Source organism: Nocardioides sp. CCNWLW216 (assembly GCF_037120545.1).
In the GTDB taxonomy this organism is placed as follows: Bacteria; Actinomycetota; Actinomycetes; order Propionibacteriales; family Nocardioidaceae; genus Nocardioides; species Nocardioides lianchengensis.
This window is the reverse complement of sequence record NZ_JBBBBJ010000002.1, coordinates 576,615-595,775: the sequence shown is the minus strand read 5'-3', so window position 1 is coordinate 595,775 and position 19,161 is coordinate 576,615. Positions and strand designations below refer to the sequence as shown.

At 72.8% G+C, this 19,161-nt stretch carries 22 protein-coding genes; 14 read left to right on the top strand and 8 right to left on the bottom strand.

The features are described 5' to 3' along the window. Positions 1–25 precede the first annotated feature (25 nt). Positions 26–481, top strand: a complete 456-nt coding sequence (locus V7S47_RS07350; RefSeq protein ID WP_336560960.1) for a hypothetical protein — start codon at positions 26–28, stop codon at positions 479–481. Here V7S47_RS07350 and glgA read toward each other — a convergent pair. After that, positions 463–1,650 (bottom strand): glycogen synthase, encoded by a 1,188-nt coding sequence (gene glgA / locus V7S47_RS07345; protein WP_336560959.1) that lies wholly within the window; start codon positions 1,648–1,650, stop codon positions 463–465. The genes V7S47_RS07350 and glgA overlap by 19 nt on opposite strands. Positions 1,651–1,828: 178 nt before the next feature. Here glgA and glgC point away from each other — a divergent pair, with 178 nt between their 5' ends. Next, positions 1,829–3,079 (top strand): glucose-1-phosphate adenylyltransferase, encoded by a 1,251-nt coding sequence (gene glgC, locus V7S47_RS07340; RefSeq protein ID WP_090860340.1) that lies wholly within the window; start codon positions 1,829–1,831, stop codon positions 3,077–3,079. 72 nt (positions 3,080–3,151) lie between these two features. Here glgC and V7S47_RS07335 read toward each other — a convergent pair whose 3' ends face one another. Continuing rightward, positions 3,152–3,751, bottom strand: a complete 600-nt coding sequence (locus V7S47_RS07335) for a mismatch-specific DNA-glycosylase (RefSeq protein ID WP_336560958.1) — start codon at positions 3,749–3,751, stop codon at positions 3,152–3,154. Positions 3,752–3,807: 56 nt separating this feature from the next. Between V7S47_RS07335 and V7S47_RS07330 the strand changes: the two genes are divergently transcribed. Continuing rightward, positions 3,808–4,293 carry a hypothetical protein gene (locus tag V7S47_RS07330; RefSeq protein ID WP_336560957.1) on the top strand — a complete coding sequence of 162 codons (486 nt, stop codon included), beginning with the start codon at positions 3,808–3,810 and terminating at the stop codon, positions 4,291–4,293. Between the two features lies 1 nt (position 4,294). On the opposite strand, the gene V7S47_RS07325 is transcribed toward V7S47_RS07330, so the two are convergent. Beyond that, a complete protein-coding gene (locus V7S47_RS07325; protein WP_336560956.1) occupies positions 4,295–5,497 on the bottom strand; it encodes a phosphodiester glycosidase family protein in 1,203 nt (400 codons plus the stop codon). Between the two features lie 62 nt (positions 5,498–5,559). After that, entirely contained in the window at positions 5,560–6,426 is an 867-nt protein-coding gene (locus V7S47_RS07320; protein WP_336560955.1) for a matrixin family metalloprotease, read from the bottom strand. A gap of 273 nt (positions 6,427–6,699) precedes the next feature. Between V7S47_RS07320 and V7S47_RS07315 the strand changes: the two genes are divergently transcribed. From V7S47_RS07315 to V7S47_RS07305, 3 genes are all read left to right on the top strand, one after another. Further along, positions 6,700–7,275: a DUF6318 family protein gene (locus V7S47_RS07315; RefSeq protein ID WP_336560954.1), complete on the top strand. Its 576-nt coding sequence runs from the start codon at positions 6,700–6,702 to the stop codon at positions 7,273–7,275. A 263-nt stretch (positions 7,276–7,538) separates the two neighbouring features. Further along, positions 7,539–8,066, top strand: a complete 528-nt coding sequence (locus tag V7S47_RS07310) for a hypothetical protein (RefSeq protein ID WP_336560953.1) — start codon at positions 7,539–7,541, stop codon at positions 8,064–8,066. A gap of 9 nt (positions 8,067–8,075) precedes the next feature. Continuing rightward, entirely contained in the window at positions 8,076–9,266 is a 1,191-nt protein-coding gene (locus V7S47_RS07305; RefSeq protein ID WP_336560952.1) for a site-specific DNA-methyltransferase, read from the top strand. 22 nt (positions 9,267–9,288) lie between these two features. Here V7S47_RS07305 and V7S47_RS07300 read toward each other — a convergent pair whose 3' ends face one another. Continuing rightward, positions 9,289–10,203 carry a LysR family transcriptional regulator gene (locus V7S47_RS07300; protein WP_336560951.1) on the bottom strand — a complete coding sequence of 305 codons (915 nt, stop codon included), beginning with the start codon at positions 10,201–10,203 and terminating at the stop codon, positions 9,289–9,291. A gap of 73 nt (positions 10,204–10,276) precedes the next feature. Between V7S47_RS07300 and V7S47_RS07295 the strand changes: the two genes are divergently transcribed. Continuing rightward, complete coding sequence (locus V7S47_RS07295) at positions 10,277–11,140, top strand: EamA family transporter (protein ID WP_336560950.1); 864 nt, start codon at positions 10,277–10,279, stop codon at positions 11,138–11,140. Here the strand turns inward: V7S47_RS07295 and V7S47_RS07290 are convergent. Beyond that, entirely contained in the window at positions 11,127–12,014 is an 888-nt protein-coding gene (locus V7S47_RS07290) for a hypothetical protein (RefSeq protein WP_336560949.1), read from the bottom strand. The two genes, V7S47_RS07295 and V7S47_RS07290, sit on opposite strands and share 14 nt — an antisense overlap. Further along, positions 12,011–12,517 (bottom strand): RNA polymerase sigma factor, encoded by a 507-nt coding sequence (locus tag V7S47_RS07285; protein ID WP_336560948.1) that lies wholly within the window; start codon positions 12,515–12,517, stop codon positions 12,011–12,013. Before V7S47_RS07285 ends, V7S47_RS07290 begins: the two co-directional genes overlap by 4 nt. Positions 12,518–12,603: 86 nt before the next feature. On the opposite strand from V7S47_RS07285, the gene V7S47_RS07280 reads away from it, so the two are divergent. From V7S47_RS07280 to V7S47_RS07270, 3 genes are read left to right on the top strand one after another with little or no spacing between them, the layout of a single operon-like run. Next, the gene (locus V7S47_RS07280) at positions 12,604–13,083 is read left to right on the top strand and encodes a DUF2975 domain-containing protein (protein ID WP_336560947.1); all 480 of its coding nucleotides are present in this window, start codon (positions 12,604–12,606) and stop codon (positions 13,081–13,083) included. Beyond that, positions 13,083–13,334: a helix-turn-helix domain-containing protein gene (locus V7S47_RS07275; protein ID WP_090860351.1), complete on the top strand. Its 252-nt coding sequence runs from the start codon at positions 13,083–13,085 to the stop codon at positions 13,332–13,334. Before V7S47_RS07280 ends, V7S47_RS07275 begins: the two co-directional genes overlap by 1 nt. A 12-nt stretch (positions 13,335–13,346) precedes the next feature. Then, positions 13,347–14,066: an SDR family NAD(P)-dependent oxidoreductase gene (locus V7S47_RS07270; RefSeq protein WP_336560946.1), complete on the top strand. Its 720-nt coding sequence runs from the start codon at positions 13,347–13,349 to the stop codon at positions 14,064–14,066. Here V7S47_RS07270 and V7S47_RS07265 read toward each other — a convergent pair. Then, a complete protein-coding gene (locus tag V7S47_RS07265; protein ID WP_336560945.1) occupies positions 14,063–15,463 on the bottom strand; it encodes a WS/DGAT/MGAT family O-acyltransferase in 1,401 nt (466 codons plus the stop codon). The genes V7S47_RS07270 and V7S47_RS07265 overlap by 4 nt on opposite strands. Positions 15,464–15,614: 151 nt before the next feature. On the opposite strand from V7S47_RS07265, the gene V7S47_RS07260 reads away from it, so the two are divergent. From V7S47_RS07260 to V7S47_RS07245, 4 genes are all read left to right on the top strand, one after another. After that, a complete protein-coding gene (locus V7S47_RS07260) occupies positions 15,615–16,271 on the top strand; it encodes an HNH endonuclease family protein (RefSeq protein ID WP_336560944.1) in 657 nt (218 codons plus the stop codon). A gap of 142 nt (positions 16,272–16,413) precedes the next feature. Beyond that, positions 16,414–16,737, top strand: a complete 324-nt coding sequence (locus tag V7S47_RS07255; RefSeq protein WP_336560943.1) for a hypothetical protein — start codon at positions 16,414–16,416, stop codon at positions 16,735–16,737. Positions 16,738–16,969: 232 nt separating this feature from the next. Next, positions 16,970–18,070, top strand: coding sequence for an FUSC family protein (locus V7S47_RS07250; protein WP_090860354.1), 1,101 nt, complete (start codon positions 16,970–16,972; stop codon positions 18,068–18,070). Positions 18,071–18,078: 8 nt separating this feature from the next. Then, positions 18,079–19,158: a DNA polymerase IV gene (locus V7S47_RS07245; protein WP_336560942.1), complete on the top strand. Its 1,080-nt coding sequence runs from the start codon at positions 18,079–18,081 to the stop codon at positions 19,156–19,158. Positions 19,159–19,161 lie beyond the last annotated feature (3 nt).

The window sequence follows — 19,161 nt, the reverse complement described above, 5'->3', positions numbered from 1 at the left end:
AGGCTTGGATGCAGGAGGTGTCCTCGTGCCGGACCCGTTCGCGTTGCCGCAACGGCTCGTGGTGAGCCCGCCGCTCGACGGCGCCGAGCGCGCCCTGGTCGCCGGGCTCGACCTGTGGCCCGGCCGGCCGCGTGGCCGGTCGCCGTGGACGCTCTGCGCCGACGGGTGCTGCCTCGACCTCGCGGCCGACGCCGGCCTGGTCGCCGCGGCCGGCTGGCTGCGGTTCTGGCTGCGCGAGCTGCTCAGCCCGCGCTCCGTGGCCGCCCGCGAGCGTGCCGGGTCGGTCGGCCTCGGCGACCACCGGGTCGACGGCCGGGTCCTGGTCGGCGCACCGGCGCCGGTGCTGCTGGCCGTCGTGGCCAGCCGGGTCCGGGAGGTCCGCCTCGACGACGAGCTGTTCCCGGTCGACGGCGAGCAGCGCCCCGGCCCGGCCACGGTGGTCGAGCTGTCGCCCGGCCGGGCTCACCGCACGGAGCGGTAGACCTCCACGGTCCGCTCGGCGATCGCGGCCCAGCTGAACGACTCGATCGCGCGCTGCCGCCCGGCCCGACCCATCGCGGCGGCCCGCTCACGGTCGGTCACCACCTCCACGAGGGCGGCCGCGAAGTCGGCGACGTACCGCTCCGGGTCGAGCGGGGTGCCGGTGCCGTCGGTGGCCTGCTCGAGGGGGACCAGGCGACCGGTCGTGCCGTCGACGACGACCTCCGGGATGCCGCCGGTGGCGGTCGCCACGACCGCCGTCTCGCAGGCCATCGCCTCGAGGTTCACGATGCCGAGCGGCTCGTAGATCGACGGGCACGCGAACACGGTGGCCGCGGTCAGCAGGGCGACGACGTCGGGCCGGGGGAGCATCTCGGCGATCCAGACGACGCCGCTGCGGGTGGCGCGCAGCTCGGCGACCAGTCCCTCCACCTCGGCCATGATCTCCGGGGTGTCGGGGGCGCCGGCACAGAGCACCACCTGCACGTCCGGCGGCAGCAGCGCGCACGCGCGCAGGAAGAGCGGGAGCCCCTTCTGGCGAGTGATCCGCCCCACGAACACGACCGACGGGCGGTCCGGGTCGACGCCCAGCTCCCGCACCCGGTCGGGCGCCACGATCGGCTGCCAGTCCTCGGTGTCGATGCCGTTGTGGACCACGTGCACCCGCGCCGGGTCGATCGCGGGGTACGACGCCAGCACGTCGCGACCCATCGCCGCCGAGACCGCGATCACCGCGGCGGCGGACTCGTAGGCGGTCCGCTCGACCCAGGACGACACGGCGTACCCGCCGCCGAGCTGCTCGGCTTTCCACGGCCGCAGCGGCTCCAGCGAGTGCGCGCTCACGACGTGCGGGACGCCGTGCAGCAGCGCGGCCAGGTGGCCGGCCATGTTGGCGTACCAGGTGTGCGAGTGCACCAGGTCGGTCCCGCTGCACGCGTCGGCGATCGTCAGGTCGACCCCGAGCGTCCTCAGCGCCCCGTTGGCGTCCGCCAGCTCCGCCAGGTCGGGGTACGACGACGTGCCGGCCTCGGTCCGCGGTGCCCCGAAGGCGTGCACACGGGCGTCGAGGTCGCCGCGGCCGCGCAGCGCCCGGACCAGTTCGGCGACGTGCACCCCCGCGCCGCCGTACACCTCGGGCGGGTACTCCTTGCTCAGCACGTCGATTCGCACCCGCCGAACCTATCGCTCCCGGGTCGCCGGGCCGGGCGTGGCGCGGCGGGAGTTTCATCGGCTGGCCGATGAAGCTCATCCCGGGACGACGAAGGTTCATCGTCCCGGCGTGAGTTTCATCGGCCAGCCGACAAACCTTCACGGCGGCCCCCACCGGCCGGCGCGCTAGGTTTCCTGCATGAGCGCCGCCCGCAAGAAGGTCCTGGCCATCGTCCTCGCGGGTGGGGAGGGGAAGCGGCTGATGCCGCTGACCGCCGACCGGGCGAAACCGGCGGTGCCGTTCGCGGGGATCTACCGGCTCATCGACTTCGCGCTGTCGAACGTCGTCAACTCGGGCTACCTCCAGGTCGTGGTGTTGACCCAGTACAAGTCGCACAGCCTGGACCGCCACGTCACCCAGACCTGGCGGATGTCGACGATGCTCGGCAACTACGTCGCGCCGGTGCCCGCGCAGCAGCGGGTCGGCAAGCACTGGTACCTCGGCAGCGCCGACGCGATCTACCAGTCGCTCAACCTGATCAAGGACGAGAAGCCCGACATCGTCGTGGTGGTGGGCGCCGACCACGTCTACCGGATGGACTTCTCGCAGATGGTCGCCCAGCACGTCGAGAGCGGCGCCGCCTGCACGGTCGCGGCGATCCGACAGCCGATCGGGCTGGCCGACCAGTTCGGCGTCATCGACGTACACCCGGAGGAGCCGCGGCGGATCCGCGAGTTCCTGGAGAAGCCGACCGACCCGGTCGGGCTGCCCGACAGCCCCGGCGAGGTGCTGGCCTCGATGGGCAACTACGTCTTCGACGCCGACGCGCTCGTCGACGCGGTCACCCGCGACTCGACCACGACCGGCTCCAAGCACGACATGGGCGGCGACATCGTCCCCGCGTTCGTACGCCGCTCGCAGGCCGGCGTCTACGACTACAAGGACAACGTCGTCCCGGGCGCGACCGACCGCGACCGCGGCTACTGGCGCGACGTCGGGACGCTGGCGTCGTACTACGCCGCCCACATGGACGTCGTCTCACCGCTGCCGGTCTTCAACCTCTACAACTTCGAGTGGCCGATCTACACCTCCTACGGCCCGCAGCCGCCGGCCAAGGTGGTCCAGGGCGCCGACGGCGTCGACGCCCGCGTCGACGAGGCGGTGCTCTCGCCCGGCGTCGTCGTCAGCGGCGGCATCGTCACCCGCTCGGTCCTGTCGCCCGCGGTGAGCGTGGCCGCCGGCGCGACCGTCGACGGCTCGGTGCTGATGAACGGCGTCCGGGTCGGCGCCGGCGCGATCGTCCGCAACGCCATCCTCGACAAGAACGTCATCGTCCCGCCCGGCGCCCGGATCGGCGTCGACCCCGAGGCCGACCGCGCCAACGGGTTCCTCGTCGAGGACGGCCTCACCGTGCTCGGGAAGGACCAGGCCTTCCCGACCGCTGGTTGAGGTGCTCCGGAGCGACGAAGGAGCGGAGGAGCCTCGAAACCCGTCGTACCGAGCGTCGGCCCGGACCCCGCCTCAGCCAGTGGGCGGCGGCCGCAGGACGCCCGCGGCCCGCGCGGGCGCGGCGTACGCCTCGGCGAGCGAGGCCACGGTCTCGTGCGCGTTCAGCCCGCTCGGGTTCGGCACGACCCACAGCTCGGCGCCCTCCAGCGGCTCGGGCTGCCGGCCGAGGATGGCCTTGGGCAGCCCGAAGGCCGTGCGGTACGCCGTGATGCCGGCGATCGCGACCACCGCCGGCCGAGCCCGCGCGATCGTCGCGAGCAGCTCCTCACCGCCCGCCCGCAGCTCGTCGTTCGTCAGCTCGCTGGCCTTGGCCGTCGCCCGGCGTACGACGTTGGTGATGCCGAGCCCGCGCGCCCGGAGCCGGTCGCGGTCCTCGTCGGTCATCCCGTTCGCGGGGTCGATCGCCTCGATGAGGATCCCCGCCCGCAGCAGCGCCGGGTAGAAGCGGTTGCCGGGGTGCGCGAAGTGGGTCCGGGTGGCGGCCGTCCACAGGCCCGGGTTGATGCCCACGAAGAGCAGCCGCAGCGGCGGGTCGTCGGGGCCGGGCAGCAAGTCGGGCACCTCTGCGTCGCGGTAGGACTCCAGCTCGGCCCGGGTGAAGGTACGGCGCACGCGGGCAGCCTGCCACGGGCCTGGAACCCTATCGCCCGGGGTACCGTCCCACGATCATGCGCCGCTCTCTCGGGATCCTCGTGCTCATCGCCGCCCTGTCCGCCTGCGGGTCCGACGACGGGTCGGGCAGCGAGGCGACCGACCCCGGACCCAGCAGCAGCGCGCCCGGCTCCGATGCCTCCGACGGGTCCGGCGGCTCGGGGTGGAGCCAGGTCGCGCTCCTGACCGGGTCCAACGGTGGGGGTGTGGTCGCCGAGACCGCGACGCCGCTGCCGGACGACGCTGCGGTGACCGCGTTCACCGGCGGGCTCGACGACGGTCTGGCCGCCGAGGTGTCCGAGGCCGCGCAGGCGGTCGACGCGCCCGAGGGGCAGGCGCTCTACGGCGCCGTCGTCTCCCTCGAGTGCACGCCCCCGACCGCGGTGGTCGTGACCCGGGACGGTGACGACGTGCTGGTCCGGCCCCGCGTCGAGAAGGAGAGCCCGTCGGTGCAGTGCCTCGCCGTCGTGACGACGGTGGCGCTGGTGCTCGTCGAGAAGTAGGTCAGGGCTTCGAGTACAGCACCTGGATGCCGTTGGCGACCTTGCGCGGACGGCCGTCGGACGGCTTGTTGACGACCGGCTTGGCCCCGCCGGGCTTGCGCGCGACCAGCGTGGACGACCCGCCGCCGTCGAGGTTGAGCGCGCTGTCGGCCCCGAGCCGGACCATCTCGTCCGCCAGCTCGACCATCGTGTAGCCGCGGCTGTACTTCGACCGTCCGTCGACGACCAGCATCAGGATCTGGTGGGTGTCACGGTCGATGCCGATCGCGGAGCGGGGGTGCATCTGCGCGTCGTCGGTCACCGTGATCGCGCCGTCCTGCACCAGGAAGCTGTTGCTGGTGATGGCCACGCCGGGGTGCTCGGTCACGCCCTTCGCGACGCTGATGGGGTCGCCGATCTTCAGCTGCCGCAGCGCCCGGGCGCCGGCCCCCCGTCCGATGAGCAGGAAGCCGTCGATCCGGTGGCCGGCCCGGAGCCGGACCCGCTTCGAGACGACCTTCCCGTTCTTGACCCGGACCTGGACGATCCGGCTCTTCACGCCGTCGGTGACGCCGTACCCGGGGGTGGTGCCCCAGCGCGAGCTGTAGACCCCGATGGTGCCGTCGGCGACGGTGGGGGAGTTGAAGCCCGAGACGGTCCAGGCGGGGTGCTGGCGGATCCGCGCCCGCACCTGGATCGGCCCGACGGACGGCGCGCCGGCCTTGGTGACGGTGAAGCCCGCGCTCCAGGCGTCGCTCGGGCCGTGCAGCAGGCCGCTCGCGCGCCCGGCGCCGATCCCGAACGGCGCGCCGGAGTCGCTGATGTCGAAGAAGTCGCCGTTGATCCCGGCGACGGCCTGGCGGGCCAGCATCCCCCGCACCGTCTCGGTGCGGGCGACCCGACCGGGCGTGGCGTAGTTGAGGCGCAGCCCCGGCGTCCGGTACTTGATGCGCAGCAGGTGCGCCCGGATCCGGCCGCGGGCGTCCCGCTCGGCCCAGGTCTGGTAGCGGACGCCCGGCGCCACCCGCCACCCCGTCACGGCGCTGCGCCGCTCGACGGTGCGGGCGTACGTCGGGACGGCGGGCGCGATCGGGCCGCGGACGCCGTCGGAGGAGTGCTGCGGGTAGCCGTCGGCGGAGACCGTCGGGTCGGCGAAGGCCGGTCCGGAGACGGCCAGCGCACACCCGAGAAGGCCGGCGGTCAGGGTCAGTCGGCGCGTGGTCACCCCGGAAAGGCTAAGGGACGCACGGGGCGGGACGGGGAGGCGCCTCCGGGTGGGCCCGTCGGTCAGGCGCAGTCGACGGACCCCAGCCGGGCCAGTCCCTCCAGGTCGCCCGGGCCGAGCTCGGTCTGGCCGACGTTGTCGGCGTACATCAGCTCGTTGTCGTCGTCGACGTGGTCGAGGCCCACGACGTGCCCGAGCTCGTGGGTGATGATCGCCTGCATCAGGGCGTCGCCGTTCCGCTCCTCGGCGAGCTCCGCGAACAGCTCGCTGTCGAGGGTGATCGCGCCGGTGACGTAGGTGCGGTGCCGCTGGCGCTCCAGGTAGGTGCTCCCGCCGAGGCCGGCCACGTTGCCGGCGAGCCGCGGCACCTCCTCCTCGTCGGCCCAGCCGATCAGCACCGGCTGGGGCCGGTTCAGCCCGTCGATGCGGTCGTCGAAGTCGCGTTCGTCGGAGGTGCCGGTGTCCTCGAACTGGAACCCGGTCGCGTCGGAGATCGCGGTGATCGATCCGGCGAGGAGGTCCTCCCAGTTGTCCGGGGCACCGGCGGGGTTGACGACGTACCGGATCGGGCGACAGGGGTTCCAGCTCACCGGCTCGTCGCGGTCGCCCGGCTGCGTGGTCGCGAACGCGTACTCCCCGTCGCCGTCCGGCACGCCCACCAGCTCGCCCAGCCGGCCGTCGAACCCGACCAGCTCGCGCAGCCGTCGCCCGGAGTCGGACGGGTTGACCAGGAAGACCCCGGCCATGATGAGGCCGACGATCAGCAGCCCGGGTACGACGGGCCCGCGGGCCTTCCGCTCGCGTCCCACCTTCCGCGCCCGCCGGCCCCGCGGCAGCGGGATCGGCGCGCCGACCGGCCGGTGCACCTGGTGCTCGCCGAGCCCGAACTGCTCGTCGAGCCGGTCGAGCTCGCGCAGGCGTCGCTCCATCTCGCGCCGCCATCGACGCTGCGCACGTCGTTCCGCGAAGCCCACCGCCCCATTCTCCACGGGCGTGCCTAGCCCGCCGCCGGTTCTTGCCAAACGACGTCGCGCGGGACGTCATGCGGAACGGGCGCTGCAGGACCCGGTCCGCAGGACGTCCGGAGTCCCCCTCGCCTCTCCACAGACTTCACTTTCGGCGGTGCGTGGCGGGGGTGGATGTGGGTAGTTTCCGGGTTGGCGTCTCGGGTCTGGACGCTGCGCACTCGGGAAGGACTCGACATGGGACGACTGTTGCCCGCCGCCCTGGCCGTGGGTCTCGTGCTGCTCGCCGGCTGCTCCGGCGACGACGACCCGGAGCCGAAGATCTCGCCCACCGACAGCTCGTCGGTCGCGAGCACGCCCACCCCCTCGCCGACGCCCTCCGGGCCGGTCGAGCCGACGCTGCCGGCTGAGGCGGAGGGGGAGGATGCGGCGGCGGCTGAGGCGTTCGTGCGGTTCTACTGGGAGATGGTCAACTACGCCGAGGCGACCGGCGAGGTCGAAGGTCTTGCGGCGCTGGCCTTGCAGACATGCGTCGCATGTGAAGGTGGATCTGCCGACATCAAGCGAATCTATGAAGCCGGTGGTTCCGTGAGCGGCGGTGAGATCAAAGTTCGCGGAACTAAGTCGGCTCCGTTCGAATCAGGCCCGTCCCGGGGCTTTGCCGTCACGGTTGACGTGACCATCGCTCCGCAGGTTGTGAAGGTGCCAGGCGAGAAAGTCCAGCGATATAGCGGCGGACCCAACCAATTTCGATTCATTGTCCAACGCGATAGCGGTGTATGGCTGGTAGGTCGCTGGGACCCCACATCATGATCCGCGGCGCTATCACCACAGCGTTGCTCGTTGTCCTTTCGCTCCGGACCGTTCCAGCAGTGGCCGCCAACGACGAAGGAGCAGGTTCTGCCGGGGCCGGAGGTTCGCACTTCACAGCCGCCGGCACAACTGCCAGTGAAGGTGCCGAGCCTCACGAGGCGACATACACGGCTAGTGCATTGGGTGAATGGCACAGCGCGCCCATGTGCGAACTCGGAGGACGCGCGACTTGCGTCGAGGCCATGAGGTGTGATGACGGAAGCGTGATGGTCCATTGGTGGCACGTGGTCAACGGAATCACCGACGCGCACTCGTATGTCTGTCCTGAGGAGGAGACCGCCGCGCCACCCCAGATCACCAACGCCATGGTCGCGAGGGCCTTCAAGCGCATCCCCCTGCCGGCGTCGACGCTGGTCGTCCAACCCCCGGGCGGCGAGACCCTGGTCAACTTCGCGACCAACTTCTACACCGAGGCCGCGCCGTTCGAGCGGTCGGTGACCCTGGTCGGCCAGCGGGTCGACCTGCGGATCCGCCCCAGCGGGTTCGGCTGGTCCTTCGGTGACGGGACCGCGACGCGCACGACGACCCCGGGGGCGGCGTACCCGGCACTCGACGTCACCCACGAGTACGCGCGCGCCGGGCGGGTCGGGCCGAGCGTAGACACGACGTACAGCGCGGACTTCCGGGTCAACGGCGGGCCCTGGGAGCCGGTGGTCGGCACGGTGACGATGACCGGCGCGCCGGTCGCTCTCCAGGTGAGAACGGCCAGTCCCACGCTCGTCGGCTACTAACCTCAGCGCGTGGCCGACCCGTGGAACACGTTCGTGGAGGGGGACAACCTCGACGTCCTGCCACGGCTGGCGACGATCACGGGCGACGCGGCGCCGTACGACCTGGTCTACATCGACCCGCCCTACAACACCGGCAACGACTTCGCCTACCGCGACGACATCCGCGGCGACGGGACGACCGACCGCCACCAGGCCTGGGTCGCGATGATGCGCCCGCGGCTGGCGGCCGCCCGGGACCTGCTGGCGCCGACGGGCGCGATCGCGGTCAGCATCGACGACAACGAGGCGGCGCACCTGCGCCTGCTCATGGACGAGCTGTACGGCGAGGAGCAGCGGCTGGCCCAGGTGGTCGTCAACCTCAACGCCAAGGGCCGGCAGCTGGGGAAGGGGTTCGCGACGAGCCACGAGTACCTCCTGGTCTACGCCCGGGACGCCCGGCGCTGCGTTCTCGACGCGAGCAGCTCGGAGACGGTCGACGAGCGCGACTTCCCGCTGGAGACGTCTGACGGTCGCCGGTTCCGCCACCTGCCGCTGCGCAACACCAACAAGAAGTTCAACCCGGTCACGGCTCGCACCCTCCACTTCAGCGTGTGGGGCGACCCCGACACCGGCGAGGTGCGGACGGCGCCGTTCGGCGCCGCGGTCGAGATCGCGCCGGTGTTCGGCGACGGGACCGCGGCCGTGTGGCGCTGGAGCCGACCGCGCATCGACGAGCGCCCCGACGACCTGGTCTGCCGCTGGATCAAGGGCCGCGAGGGCGAGCGGGTCGACGTCTTCCAGCGCGACTGGCTGCTCCGCGACGAGACCGGCGGGCGGCGCAAGAAGCTCACCACCATCTGGCTCGCTGCCGAGGTCGGCTCGACCGACACCGCCGTCGCCGAGCTGAAGGAGATCGTCGGCCACGTCTTCGAGTCGCCCAAGCCGACCGGCCTGATCCGCCGCCTGCTCGGCACGATGCCCGACGACGCCCGGGTGCTCGACTTCTTCGCCGGGAGCGGTACGACGGGTCACGCGGTCGCCCTCCAGAACGCCGCCGACGGCGGCACCCGTCGCTGCACCAGCGTGAACTCGGCCGAGCCGACCCGGACCGGCTCCAACGCCCAGCTCGCCGGCTACGCCACGGTCGCCGACATCACCCGGGCCCGTCTGCAGGCGGTCGCGGACACCGTCGGCGGCGGCTACCAGGAGCTCGCTCCCTGAGCCCACCCCCTCCGCTGACCCGTCAATCGTCGTCCGACACGCCGTCGATCCCGGTACTTGAGTGACGGGTCGGCGTGGGGGTGGAGAGCCGCTCCAGGAGCGCCCGTAGCGGTGGCCAGCGGTCCCGCCCGCGGCGGGTGACGGCGTACGCGCGGAGGCGCACGGGCGGGTCGGTGAGGGGCAGCACGCGCACGCCGCGTCGCGAGGCGCGGCCGTGGGGGAGCAGGCCGACGCCATGCCCGGAGACGATCAGGTCGTCGACCAGCTCCAGGCTGTCGATGCGGTGCACGACGCGCGGGACGAAGCCGGCCATCGAGGCCAGGGTCCGCAGCACCTCCTCGTCGGCGGTGTTGCGGGAGTTCACGATCCAGTCGCGGTCGGCGTACGACGCGAACGGGCCGCGCGGCTCTCCGGCCGGTACGCCGAGGCCCCAGCGCAGCGACCACAGCTCGGTGGCGACGAGGTCGTCGCGCAGGGAGGCGGGTGCGAGGTCGTAGTCGTAGGTCAGCGCCAGGTCGAGGTCGTCGCGAGCGAGCAGTGCGAAGGCCTCCAGCGGCTCGTACTCGTGGACCATCACCTCCACCCGCGGGTACGACGTCGCGAGGTCGGCCATCGCGGGAAGCAGCGAGCGCCGTACGGCGGAGGCGAACCCGGCGACCCGCAGGGTCCCGGCGGGCTCCGCGTCGGGGTCGAGGTCGAGCCGGGCGGCGTCGACGGCGGCCAGGATCGTGACGGCGTGCTCGGCGAGCCGCCGCCCGGCCGGCGTCAGCCGGACCCGGCGGCCCTCGGGCTCGACTAGGGCGGTGCCGACCTCGCGGGCCAGGGCCGCGACCTGCTGCGAGACCGTCGAAGTGGTCAGGTGGTGGGTCTCGGCGACCTCGCGCATCGACCCGAGCCGGGACAGCTCGAGCAGGAGGTGCAGGCGTCGGACATCCATCGCAGGATCATGAACGATATGTCCATGATTGTCACGTGGACCTGAACGGTGTCGGTCGGCTTCACTGGTCGGCATGAGGACCCAGGCCCGCACGGGCGCCCTGATGGCCACCGCGTCGATGCTGTGCGTGCAGCTGGGCCTGGCGGTCTCCGTCGGGCTGATCGACGACATCGGTGCGGAGGGCGCGGCCTTCCTGCGGCTGGCCTGGGCCGGGGTCATCGTGCTGCTGGTGGTCCGACCACGACGCTCCGTGCTGACCCGGGAGACCGTGGTGCCCGCCGTGCTGCTCGGCGTCGTGACGGCCGCGATCACCCTGCTCTTCATGGCCGCGGTGGCCCGGCTGCCCCTCGGTACGGCGAGCGCGCTGGAGTTCCTGGGGCCGCTCGGTGTCGCCGTGGCGCGGGGCCGGGGCTCGGTGCGGACCTGGCCGGTGCTCGCGGCGGTCGGCGTACTCCTGCTGACCCAGCCGTGGGCCGGTGGTGCGGACCCGGTAGGCGTCGCCTGCGCGCTCGGGGCCGCGGTCTGCTGGGCGGCGTACATCCTGCTCACCCAGCACGTCGGCGACCGGCTGCCCGGCCTCACCGGGCTCGCGATCTCGATGCCGGTCGCCGGCCTGGTGGCGACCGTGGCCGTCGGTCACTCGGTGATCCCGGACCTCACCCCGGAGCTGGTCCTCGTCGGGCTCGGGCTGGCCGTGCTGCTGCCGGTGGTGCCGTTCGCGCTCGAGATGCTCGCGCTGCGTCGGCTCACCACGACCGCGTTCGGGACCCTGATGAGCCTGGAGCCGGCCTTCGCGCTGCTGGTCGGGCTGGCGCTGCTCGACCAGGTGCCCGACGTGCTCGCCGTGGTCGGGATCGGGTTCGTGGTGGGGGCGGGGGTGGGGGCCGAGCGCACCGGCGCCCGGACCCCCGCGCCCCTCGAGGTCACTCGCAGCTGACCGACTCGCCCGGACGGCTCCACGTCCAGGTGGGGCAGCCGTTCTCGCCCCGCGGCGGGACCGGCATCACCAGCTCGGGGTCGGTCCCGATCTCGGCCAGGTCGTCGTACGACGTCGCGAAGACCGCCGTCGCCGGGTCCCGGTCGGTGGCCCGCACCTTCTCGGACGCGTAGGTGATCAGGGTCTCCGACTTGATCACCTTGACCCGGCGCTCGAAGGAGAGCGTCTCGAGGCGGGCGGCGTCGAGACGGGACGCGTTGACGACCTTCGAGGCCCCACCGCGCATCGGACGCAGGGCCCACAGGTTGATGACCACCACGTCGCCGTCGTCGGTGCGGTCGACCGTGCACTCCAGGTACGAGCCGTCGGCGAGGCCCTCGCGGCAGTGGCGCTCCGGGTCGCCCTCGGCGTCGCTGCGGGCGTGGCTGATCGAGACCTCCCACTGCTGCTCCGGACCGCCGTAGGTGACCGACAGGTTGCTGGCCTTCTTCCAGTAGCGCTCGGGCAGGTCGGTCCCGTCGGCGTCGCGGGCCGCGAACGTCGACGGGCCCAGGTCGGGCGCGCTGCGCCCCAGGACGGCGCGGACGTGGTCGTCCATCAGGGTCGGCATCCGCCGGGCGTCGTACGCCTCGAGGGCGGCGGCGGACGCCGGGTCGATCCCCGACCCGCGGCCGGGCGCGTCGTCACCACTGACGAGGGGTACGGCGATCGCGCCGGCCAGCGCCAGCGCGGCGACGGTGCCGCCGGTGGCGAGCAGCCGGCGGTTGCGGACCCGGCGTCGGCCGGCGCTGACCGAGCGGGTGGGCAGGGGAGCCGGTGGCTCGTCGTGGGCGACGTGGTCGCGCAGCAGGGTGGAGAGGTCGTCGTGGGTCATCGGGGCTCCTCGGGGATCGTGGCGACCAGGTCGGGCAGGTGCCGTCGCAGGGTGTCGAGTGCGCGGGCGGTCTGGCTCTTGACCGTCCCGTCGGCGATGTCGAGCAGGTGGGCGACCTCGTCGACCGGCAGGTCGTCGAGGAAGCGCAGCGCGACGATGGCCCGCTGCCGGGGCGGCAGCAGCCCGAGCGCCCGGCCCAGGTCCAGCGGGTGGTCGGCCGGTCCCGCGTGTGCCCGGTCCGGGACCGCCTCGACGGCGGTCTCCGGGCGCCGTCGCCGCAGGTGGCTGAGGCACTCGTTGACCACGATCCGTCGGGCGTAGGCCAGCCGGGTCGGCTCCTGGGTCCGCGACCACGCGCCGTACAGCTTGGCCATCGCCTGCTGGGTCAGGTCCTCGGCGAGGTGCCAGTCCCGGACGACCAGGTACGCCGTACGCCGCAGGCCCGGGGCGTGCGCCGTGAAGAAGTCGGTGAACTCGCGTTCACGTCGCTCGCGTCTCGTCACACCTCTCCTACGCGATCGGTCGGCTCTCAGGTTCGCACGATCCGGAATCTATTGACATTCGATAGTTCTCGAGCGACATTCGATGTATGAAGCTGCTCGATCGTGTCGTCCTCCCGCTCCGGGTGCTGCTGGTCCTGCTCCTCGCCGGCCTGGTCTTCGGCCAGCTCGTGAGCATCCCGGGCCAGTTCGCCCATCTCGCGCAGGAGGAGCCGGACCTGGCCCACCTGCGCTGGCCGTTGACGGCGTTCTTCGTCCTCGAGGTGCTGGCGCTGCAGGTCGTGGTCGTCTGCACGTGGCGGCTGCTGAGCCTCGCCCACGCCGACCGGATCTTCAGCGCCGAGGCGTTCGCGTGGGTCGACGGCATCGTCGGCGCGATCGCCGCGGCCTGGCTGCTGTACGCCGCCGGCGCGGCCTGGGCGATCGCGCAGGCCGACGACCCCGGCACCCCCATCCTGCTGATCGGCGTCGGTCTCGTGGGCGGCGTGGTGACGCTGGTCCTGGTGGTGATGCGGGCGCTGCTGCACCAGGCCACCGACCTGCGCCTGGAGCTGGAGGCGGTGATCTGATGGCGATCGTCGTGCGCATCGACGTCCAGCTCGCCCGGCGCAAGCTGTCGGTCGGCGACTTCGCCGAGCAGGTCGGGCTCACCCCCGCCAACGTCGCCGTGCTGAAGAACGGCCGCGCCAAGGCGGTCCGGTTCAGCACGCTGGAGGCGATGTGCCGGGTGCTCGACTGCCAGCCCGGCGACCTCCTGGAGTGGGTCGACGACGACGTCCCGCTGAGTGCGTCGACCCCGGCGGGTGGCGTCGGGCGCTGACACGATGCCGCCGTGACGAGACGTTTCGAGGGCAAGCGGGCACTGGTGACCGGCGCGGCGGGTGGCGTCGGTCGGGCGACGGTCGAGCTGCTGGCCGAGGAGGGCGCGCAGGTCGTCGGCGTCGACCTCCGCGCAGGTGAGGACGTCGTCGCCTGCGACGTGAGCGACGCCGGATCGGTGACGACGGCGGTGGCCACCGCGGCGGAGCGGTTGGGCGGGCTCGACGTACTCGTGAACGTGGCGGGCATCGACCAGTTCCGCCGCTTCGAGGACCTGGAGCTCGACGTCTGGCAGCGCCACCTCGGCGTCAACCTGACCGGGCCGATGCTGATGAGTCAGGCGGCGCTGCCCCACCTGCGGGCCAGCCGCGGCAACATCGTCACCATCGCCTCGATCGCCGGACTGCGCGCGCAGCCCTACCAGGCGGCGTACTGCGCCTCCAAGAGCGGCGTCATCATGTTGATGAAGTCGCTGGCCCTCGAGCTGGCCGCCGACGGGATCCGCGTCAACACGATCTGCCCCGGCGGCGTCGAGACCGACCTGCCGATGACCGCGGCCGCCGAGCACGCCGACTCCCAGCTCGACTGGGGGCTGCTCAGCGAGACCGCCGGCGGCCGCTACGGCTTCATGCCGCCGCGCGACATCGCCGACGCGATCGCCTACCTCGGCTCGGACGCCGCGGCCTCGGTGACCGGCGCGGTGCTCTCTGTCGATCGCGGCACCGCCTGTTAGGAAACTCCGACCGCCTTCTCCAGCGCCGCGACCTCGGCGTCGAGGTGGCCGAGCAGCCGCTGCAGGTGCGGGACGGTACGACGGCAGCCGGTCAGCCCGAAGCCCATCTTCTGGTCGTACGACGTGCAGGTGATGTTGAGCGCCATCCCGTTGATCGGGATCGACAGCGGGTAGGTGCCGACCAGCTTGGCGCCGTTCCAGTAGTGGGTGGTGCGCGGGCCGGGCACGTTGCTGATGATCAGGTTGTACGGCGACCGCACGATGCCCTGCAACCGCAGCAGCGGCGGCAGGATCGCGGGGGCCTGACCGAGCGCGCTCATCGCGACGATCTGCAGCGGGGTCATGCTCGACAGGGCGTCCTTGCCGGTGCTCATCGAGCGGCTGATCTCGGCCAGCCGGTCGGCGGGGTCGGCGAGGTCGGTGCCCAGGCGGCACATGACGGCGCCGATGGCGTTGCCGCCGTCGGCCGACGCGATGTGCGACTCCTTGGCGTTGAGGCCGATCGGGACCATCGCGACCAGCGGCGTCTCGGGGAGGGCGCTGATCTCGAGGAGGTACTGCCGCACGGCGCCCGAGCACATCGCCAGCACCACGTCGTTGATGGTCGCGCCGCCCGCCTTGCCGATCGCGCGCAGCCGGGCGATCGGCCAGTCCTGGGCGGCGAAGCGGCGCGAGCCGGTGATCCGCTGGTTGAAGATGGTCCGCGGGGCGTGGAAGGACACGGCCGAGGTCTCGTTGCGGATGCCCTTGTTGAGGGTCTTGATCAGCGCGCCGGGCAGGCCGGCGGCCTCGGCGGTGAGGCCCATGCCGGTCGAGAGCGCGTGCCGGAACAGGTCCTGCGGGACCTCGGCGAGGTCCGTCGTCCGGGGGGTGCGCGCGGGGCGGGCGCCCCACGGCGCCGGCATCTGCCGCTGGTCGGGGTCGGTGCTCAGCACGCTCTGCAGCAGGCGCATCGCGGAGACGCCGTCGACCAGGGCGTGGTGGGACTTGGTGTACCAGGCGACCCGGCCGTCGCGGAGGCCCTCGATCACCGTCGACTCCCACAGCGGGCGCTCCCAGGCCAGCCGGGTGCCGTGCATCCGGCCGCACAGCTCGAGCAGCTCGCGGATCCGGCCCGGCTTGGGCAGCGCGGCGTGCCGGACGTGGTGTTCGATGTCGAACTGCTCGTCCTCGCGCCACACCAGCTGGCCGGCGGTCGACAGCGAGCGGTAGGGGTGCTTGATGAACAGCGGGCTGATCTCGGCCTCGTCGCGCATCGCCTCGTACATCAGCCGCGTGTAGTCGCGCCCGGCCCCGTCCGGCTTCTCGAACAGCTGGAGTCCGCCGACGTGCATCGGCTGGCTGCGGTTCTCGGCGAGCAGGAACGCGGCCGAGGTGGGGTCGATCGGTGTGACCACGGAGGGCCTTTCGCAGGATGACGCCGGGTGGTGAGGGGGCAACTCTCGCCAATGGTGACGCCGGCCACAAGCCGGACACGCTCTGCGGGGTTTCCCTCGTCCTTCGCCGGAGGTCTTGTCGGTGCTGCGCGGCCCGGCCCAGGGTCGTCGCATGACGATCCGCCGCCTGCTGTCCGCCGCCGTCTCCGCCGCTGTCGTGCCCGTCGTGCTGGTCGCCGTACCGGCTCCCGCGCATGCGGCCGACTACTCCGCCCCGCTGTCCACCGCCATCGCCGACCTCCCCGGGACCACCGAGGACCGCACCGGCTACTCGCGCGACCTGTTCAACCACTGGGTCGACGCCGACGGCGACGGCTGCAGCACGCGCAACGAGGTGCTGATCGAGGAGGCCGACGACCCGGTGACCGTGGGCTCGGGCTGCTCGCTGGCGGGCGGGCGCTGGTACTCCTACTACGACGGCGAGTCCTGGACGGCCACCGGCGACGTCGACATCGACCACATGGTCCCGCTGGCGGAGGCCTGGGACTCCGGGGCGAGCGGCTGGTCGTCGGCCGATCGGGAGACCTACGCCAACGACCTCGACGACCGGCGCACGCTGGTCGGGGTCACCGACAGCGTCAACCAGGCCAAGGGCGACCAGGACCCGGCGGAGTGGCTGCCGGAGCTGCAGCAGTGCCGCTACCTGGAGGAGTGGGTCGCGGTGAAGCACCGGTGGGGGCTCGCCGTCGACACCGCCGAGCGCTCGGCGCTGACCTCGCTGGCCTCCGGGTGCAGCGACGTGACGATCACGGTGACGCTGGCCCGCTGATCGGCCCGCTGACCGTCCACAGGCGGCTCTCCCGCACGGGTTCTCCCCAAATACGACGGCGCCGCCGTCCCGCGTCCCCGCTCGTCCCTAGCGTCGTCGGTACGCCGGAACTCGCCGGCCCGTCACCCTCGGGGGTCCACCCATGTCCAAGCTCCTCGCCCTGCTCGCCGCCGCCGGCTGCGCGGTCCTGCTCCTGCTCGGCGTCAGCCTGCCGGCCAGCAGCAGCACCGCCCAGGCGCCCGCGCCCGACACCATCGTCGAGATCACCGGCGACGCCGCCAACGGCTTCGAAATCCACCACTACGACGGCTCCGCGCTCTACCCGCCGACCGACTCCGAGGCCCGGGCCGAGTGCGGCGAATACGACACCCGCGTCGCCCGGGTCCGCTGCCGCACCGAGGTCCGGGTCTGGTACCGCGACCTCGGCGACCTGAAGCAGGCCCTCGACTGGGCCCACGCCTCCTGACCCAACCGGTGGTTGAGCAGGTTTGCGCAGCAACCGTGTCGCCGGTGGTTGAGCAGGTTGCGCAGCAACCGTGTCGCCGGTGGTTGAGCAGGTTTGCGCAGCAACCGTGTCGCCGGTGGTTGAGCAGGTTGCGCAGCAACCGTGTCGCCGGTGGTTGAGCAGGTTGCGCAGCAACCGTGTCGAAACCCGGTGAGACGACAGACGACCTGAATCGACGTGGGACCATCACCCCATGGAGGCCGGACCGCTCGACCGGATGTGGAGCCGCAGCCGGCTGTCCGTCCGGGCCCGCATCGCCCGGCTGAGCTCGAAGCGCTGGCAGATCGCCCAGTGCGCGATCGCGGCCGGCGTCGCCTGGGTCGTCGCGGCCGACCTGTTCGACCACCCGACGCCGTTCTTCGCGCCGGTGGCGGCCGTGGTCGCGCTCGGCACGTCGTACGGCCAGCGGCTGCGTCGGGTCGCCGAGATCACCGTCGGGGTCGCGGTCGGGGTGCTCATCGCCGACCTGCTGGTGCTGGAGCTCGGCACCGGCGGGTGGCAGATCGCCCTGATCGTCGGGCTCGCGATGTCCAGCGCCTTCCTGCTCGACGGCGGCCAGCTGCTGGTCACCCAGGCCGCGGTGCAGTCGATCATCGTCAGCACCCTCGTCCCGGAGCCCGACGCCGCGTTCACGCGCTGGACCGACGCGGTCATCGGCGGGGCGGTCGCGCTGGTCGCGGCGACCGTCGTACCGGCCGCGCCGTTGCGGCGACCGCGCGAGCAGGCGGCCGTGGTGATGCGCAAGATCGCCGGGCTGCTGCGTGCTGCGGGGGAGGTGATGGTCGACGGGGAGGTCGAGCACGGACTGGAGCTGCTGGCCGATGCCCGGTCCACCGACGGGCTGATCCGCGAGCTCCAGGCGGCGGCCGACGAGGGGATGGCCGTGGTCGCCTCCTCGCCGTTCCGGGTGCGCCACAAGGGCAACATCCGGCGGATGGCCGAGCTGGTCGACCCGCTCGACCGGGCGCTGCGCAGCACCCGCGTGCTGGTCCGGCAGGTCGCGGTCGCGGCCTACCACCGACGGCCCGTGCCGTCGTCGTACTCGATGCTGGCGACGGAGCTGGCCGCTGCGGCCGAGCGGGTCGCCGACGAGCTGGCCGCCGACCGGATGGCCGTCGGGGCGCGCGACGAGCTGCTCGCGGTGGGTGACGCGACCGGCCGGGTCGAGCGGGCCGACGAGATGAACGCCGAGGTCGTGCTGGCCCAGCTGCGCTCGGTCGTCGTCGACCTCCTGCTGCTCACCGGCCTCGACCAGCGCGAGTCCACCGAAGCGCTCCCGCCACCCCCGCGATGAGCCCGGCGATGACCGCCTGGGTCCTACACGTCGACCTCGACCAGTTCATCGCGGCGGTCGAGGTGCTGCGGCGGCCCGAGCTGGCCGGGCGGCCGGTGGTCGTCGGCGGGCGGGGCGACCCGAGCGAGCGGGGCGTGGTGTCGACGGCGTCGTACGAAGCGCGCGAGCACGGCGTCGGCTCCGGCATGCCGCTGCGCCTGGCCGCCCGCAAGTGCCCCGACGCGGTCTTCCTGCCGGTCGACAAGGACGCGTACGACGCCGCCTCGGCCGAGGTCATGGACACCCTGCGCTCGCTGACCTGGGGCGGCGCTCCGATCGTGGTCGAGGTGCTGGGCTGGGACGAGGCGTTCGTGGCCGCCTCGGTCCCTGACGCCGACCTCGACCCGCAGGCGTTCGCGGACCGGGTCCGCGAGGAGGTGCTGGCCGCGACCCGGCTGCACTGCTCGGTCGGCATCGGTGACACCAAGCTGCGTGCCAAGGTCGCGACCGACCTCGGGAAGCCGCGCGGGACGTTCCGGCTCACCGCCGAGAACTGGTTCGAGGTGATGGGGGAGCGGCCCACGCGGGCACTGTGGGGGATCGGCGCCAAGACCGAGAAGAAGCTGGCCGCGCTGGGCATCGAGACGGTGCGCCAGCTGGCCGACTCCGACGCCCGGGTGCTGGCGGCGGAGCTGGGTCCGACGATGGGGCCCTGGTACCACCGGCTGGGGCGCGGCGCCGACACCAGCCCGGTCGACGCGACCCCGTGGACGCCGCGGGCCCACGGGCGCGAGACCACCTTCCAGGAGGACCTGGTCGACGCCGACCGGATCGCCGAGGAGGTCCGGGTGCTGACCCGCCGGGTGGTCGAGGACATCGTCCGCGAGGGCCGGCCAGCGGTCCGGGTGGGGCTGAAGGTCCGCTACCGGCCGTTCTTCACGGTCAGTCGCAGCCTGACCCTGCCGGCGGCGAGCAACGACCCGGAGACGCTGGCCGCGGCAGCGGTCGCGCTGCTCGACCGCCTCGACGAGCGCGACCGGGACCGACCGGTGCGGCTCCTCGGCGTACGGCTGGAGATGGTGCCGCCCGACGGCGGCTACGTGCGGTAGGGG

Coding starts and splice junctions, on each gene's coding strand:
- V7S47_RS07250 (WP_090860354.1), top strand. CDS start 16,970: ATGGAGGCCGGACCGCTCGACCGGATGTGGAGCCGCAGCCGGCTGTCC.
- V7S47_RS07290 (WP_336560949.1), bottom strand. CDS start 12,014: ATGACCCACGACGACCTCTCCACCCTGCTGCGCGACCACGTCGCCCAC.
- V7S47_RS07275 (WP_090860351.1), top strand. CDS start 13,083: ATGGCGATCGTCGTGCGCATCGACGTCCAGCTCGCCCGGCGCAAGCTG.
- glgC (WP_090860340.1), top strand. CDS start 1,829: ATGAGCGCCGCCCGCAAGAAGGTCCTGGCCATCGTCCTCGCGGGTGGG.
- V7S47_RS07255 (WP_336560943.1), top strand. CDS start 16,414: ATGTCCAAGCTCCTCGCCCTGCTCGCCGCCGCCGGCTGCGCGGTCCTG.
- V7S47_RS07320 (WP_336560955.1), bottom strand. CDS start 6,426: ATGGAGCGACGCCTGCGCGAGCTCGACCGGCTCGACGAGCAGTTCGGG.
- V7S47_RS07295 (WP_336560950.1), top strand. CDS start 10,277: ATGAGGACCCAGGCCCGCACGGGCGCCCTGATGGCCACCGCGTCGATG.
- V7S47_RS07280 (WP_336560947.1), top strand. CDS start 12,604: ATGAAGCTGCTCGATCGTGTCGTCCTCCCGCTCCGGGTGCTGCTGGTC.
- V7S47_RS07260 (WP_336560944.1), top strand. CDS start 15,615: ATGACGATCCGCCGCCTGCTGTCCGCCGCCGTCTCCGCCGCTGTCGTG.
- V7S47_RS07300 (WP_336560951.1), bottom strand. CDS start 10,203: ATGGATGTCCGACGCCTGCACCTCCTGCTCGAGCTGTCCCGGCTCGGG.
- V7S47_RS07315 (WP_336560954.1), top strand. CDS start 6,700: ATGGGACGACTGTTGCCCGCCGCCCTGGCCGTGGGTCTCGTGCTGCTC.
- V7S47_RS07330 (WP_336560957.1), top strand. CDS start 3,808: ATGCGCCGCTCTCTCGGGATCCTCGTGCTCATCGCCGCCCTGTCCGCC.
- V7S47_RS07245 (WP_336560942.1), top strand. CDS start 18,079: ATGACCGCCTGGGTCCTACACGTCGACCTCGACCAGTTCATCGCGGCG.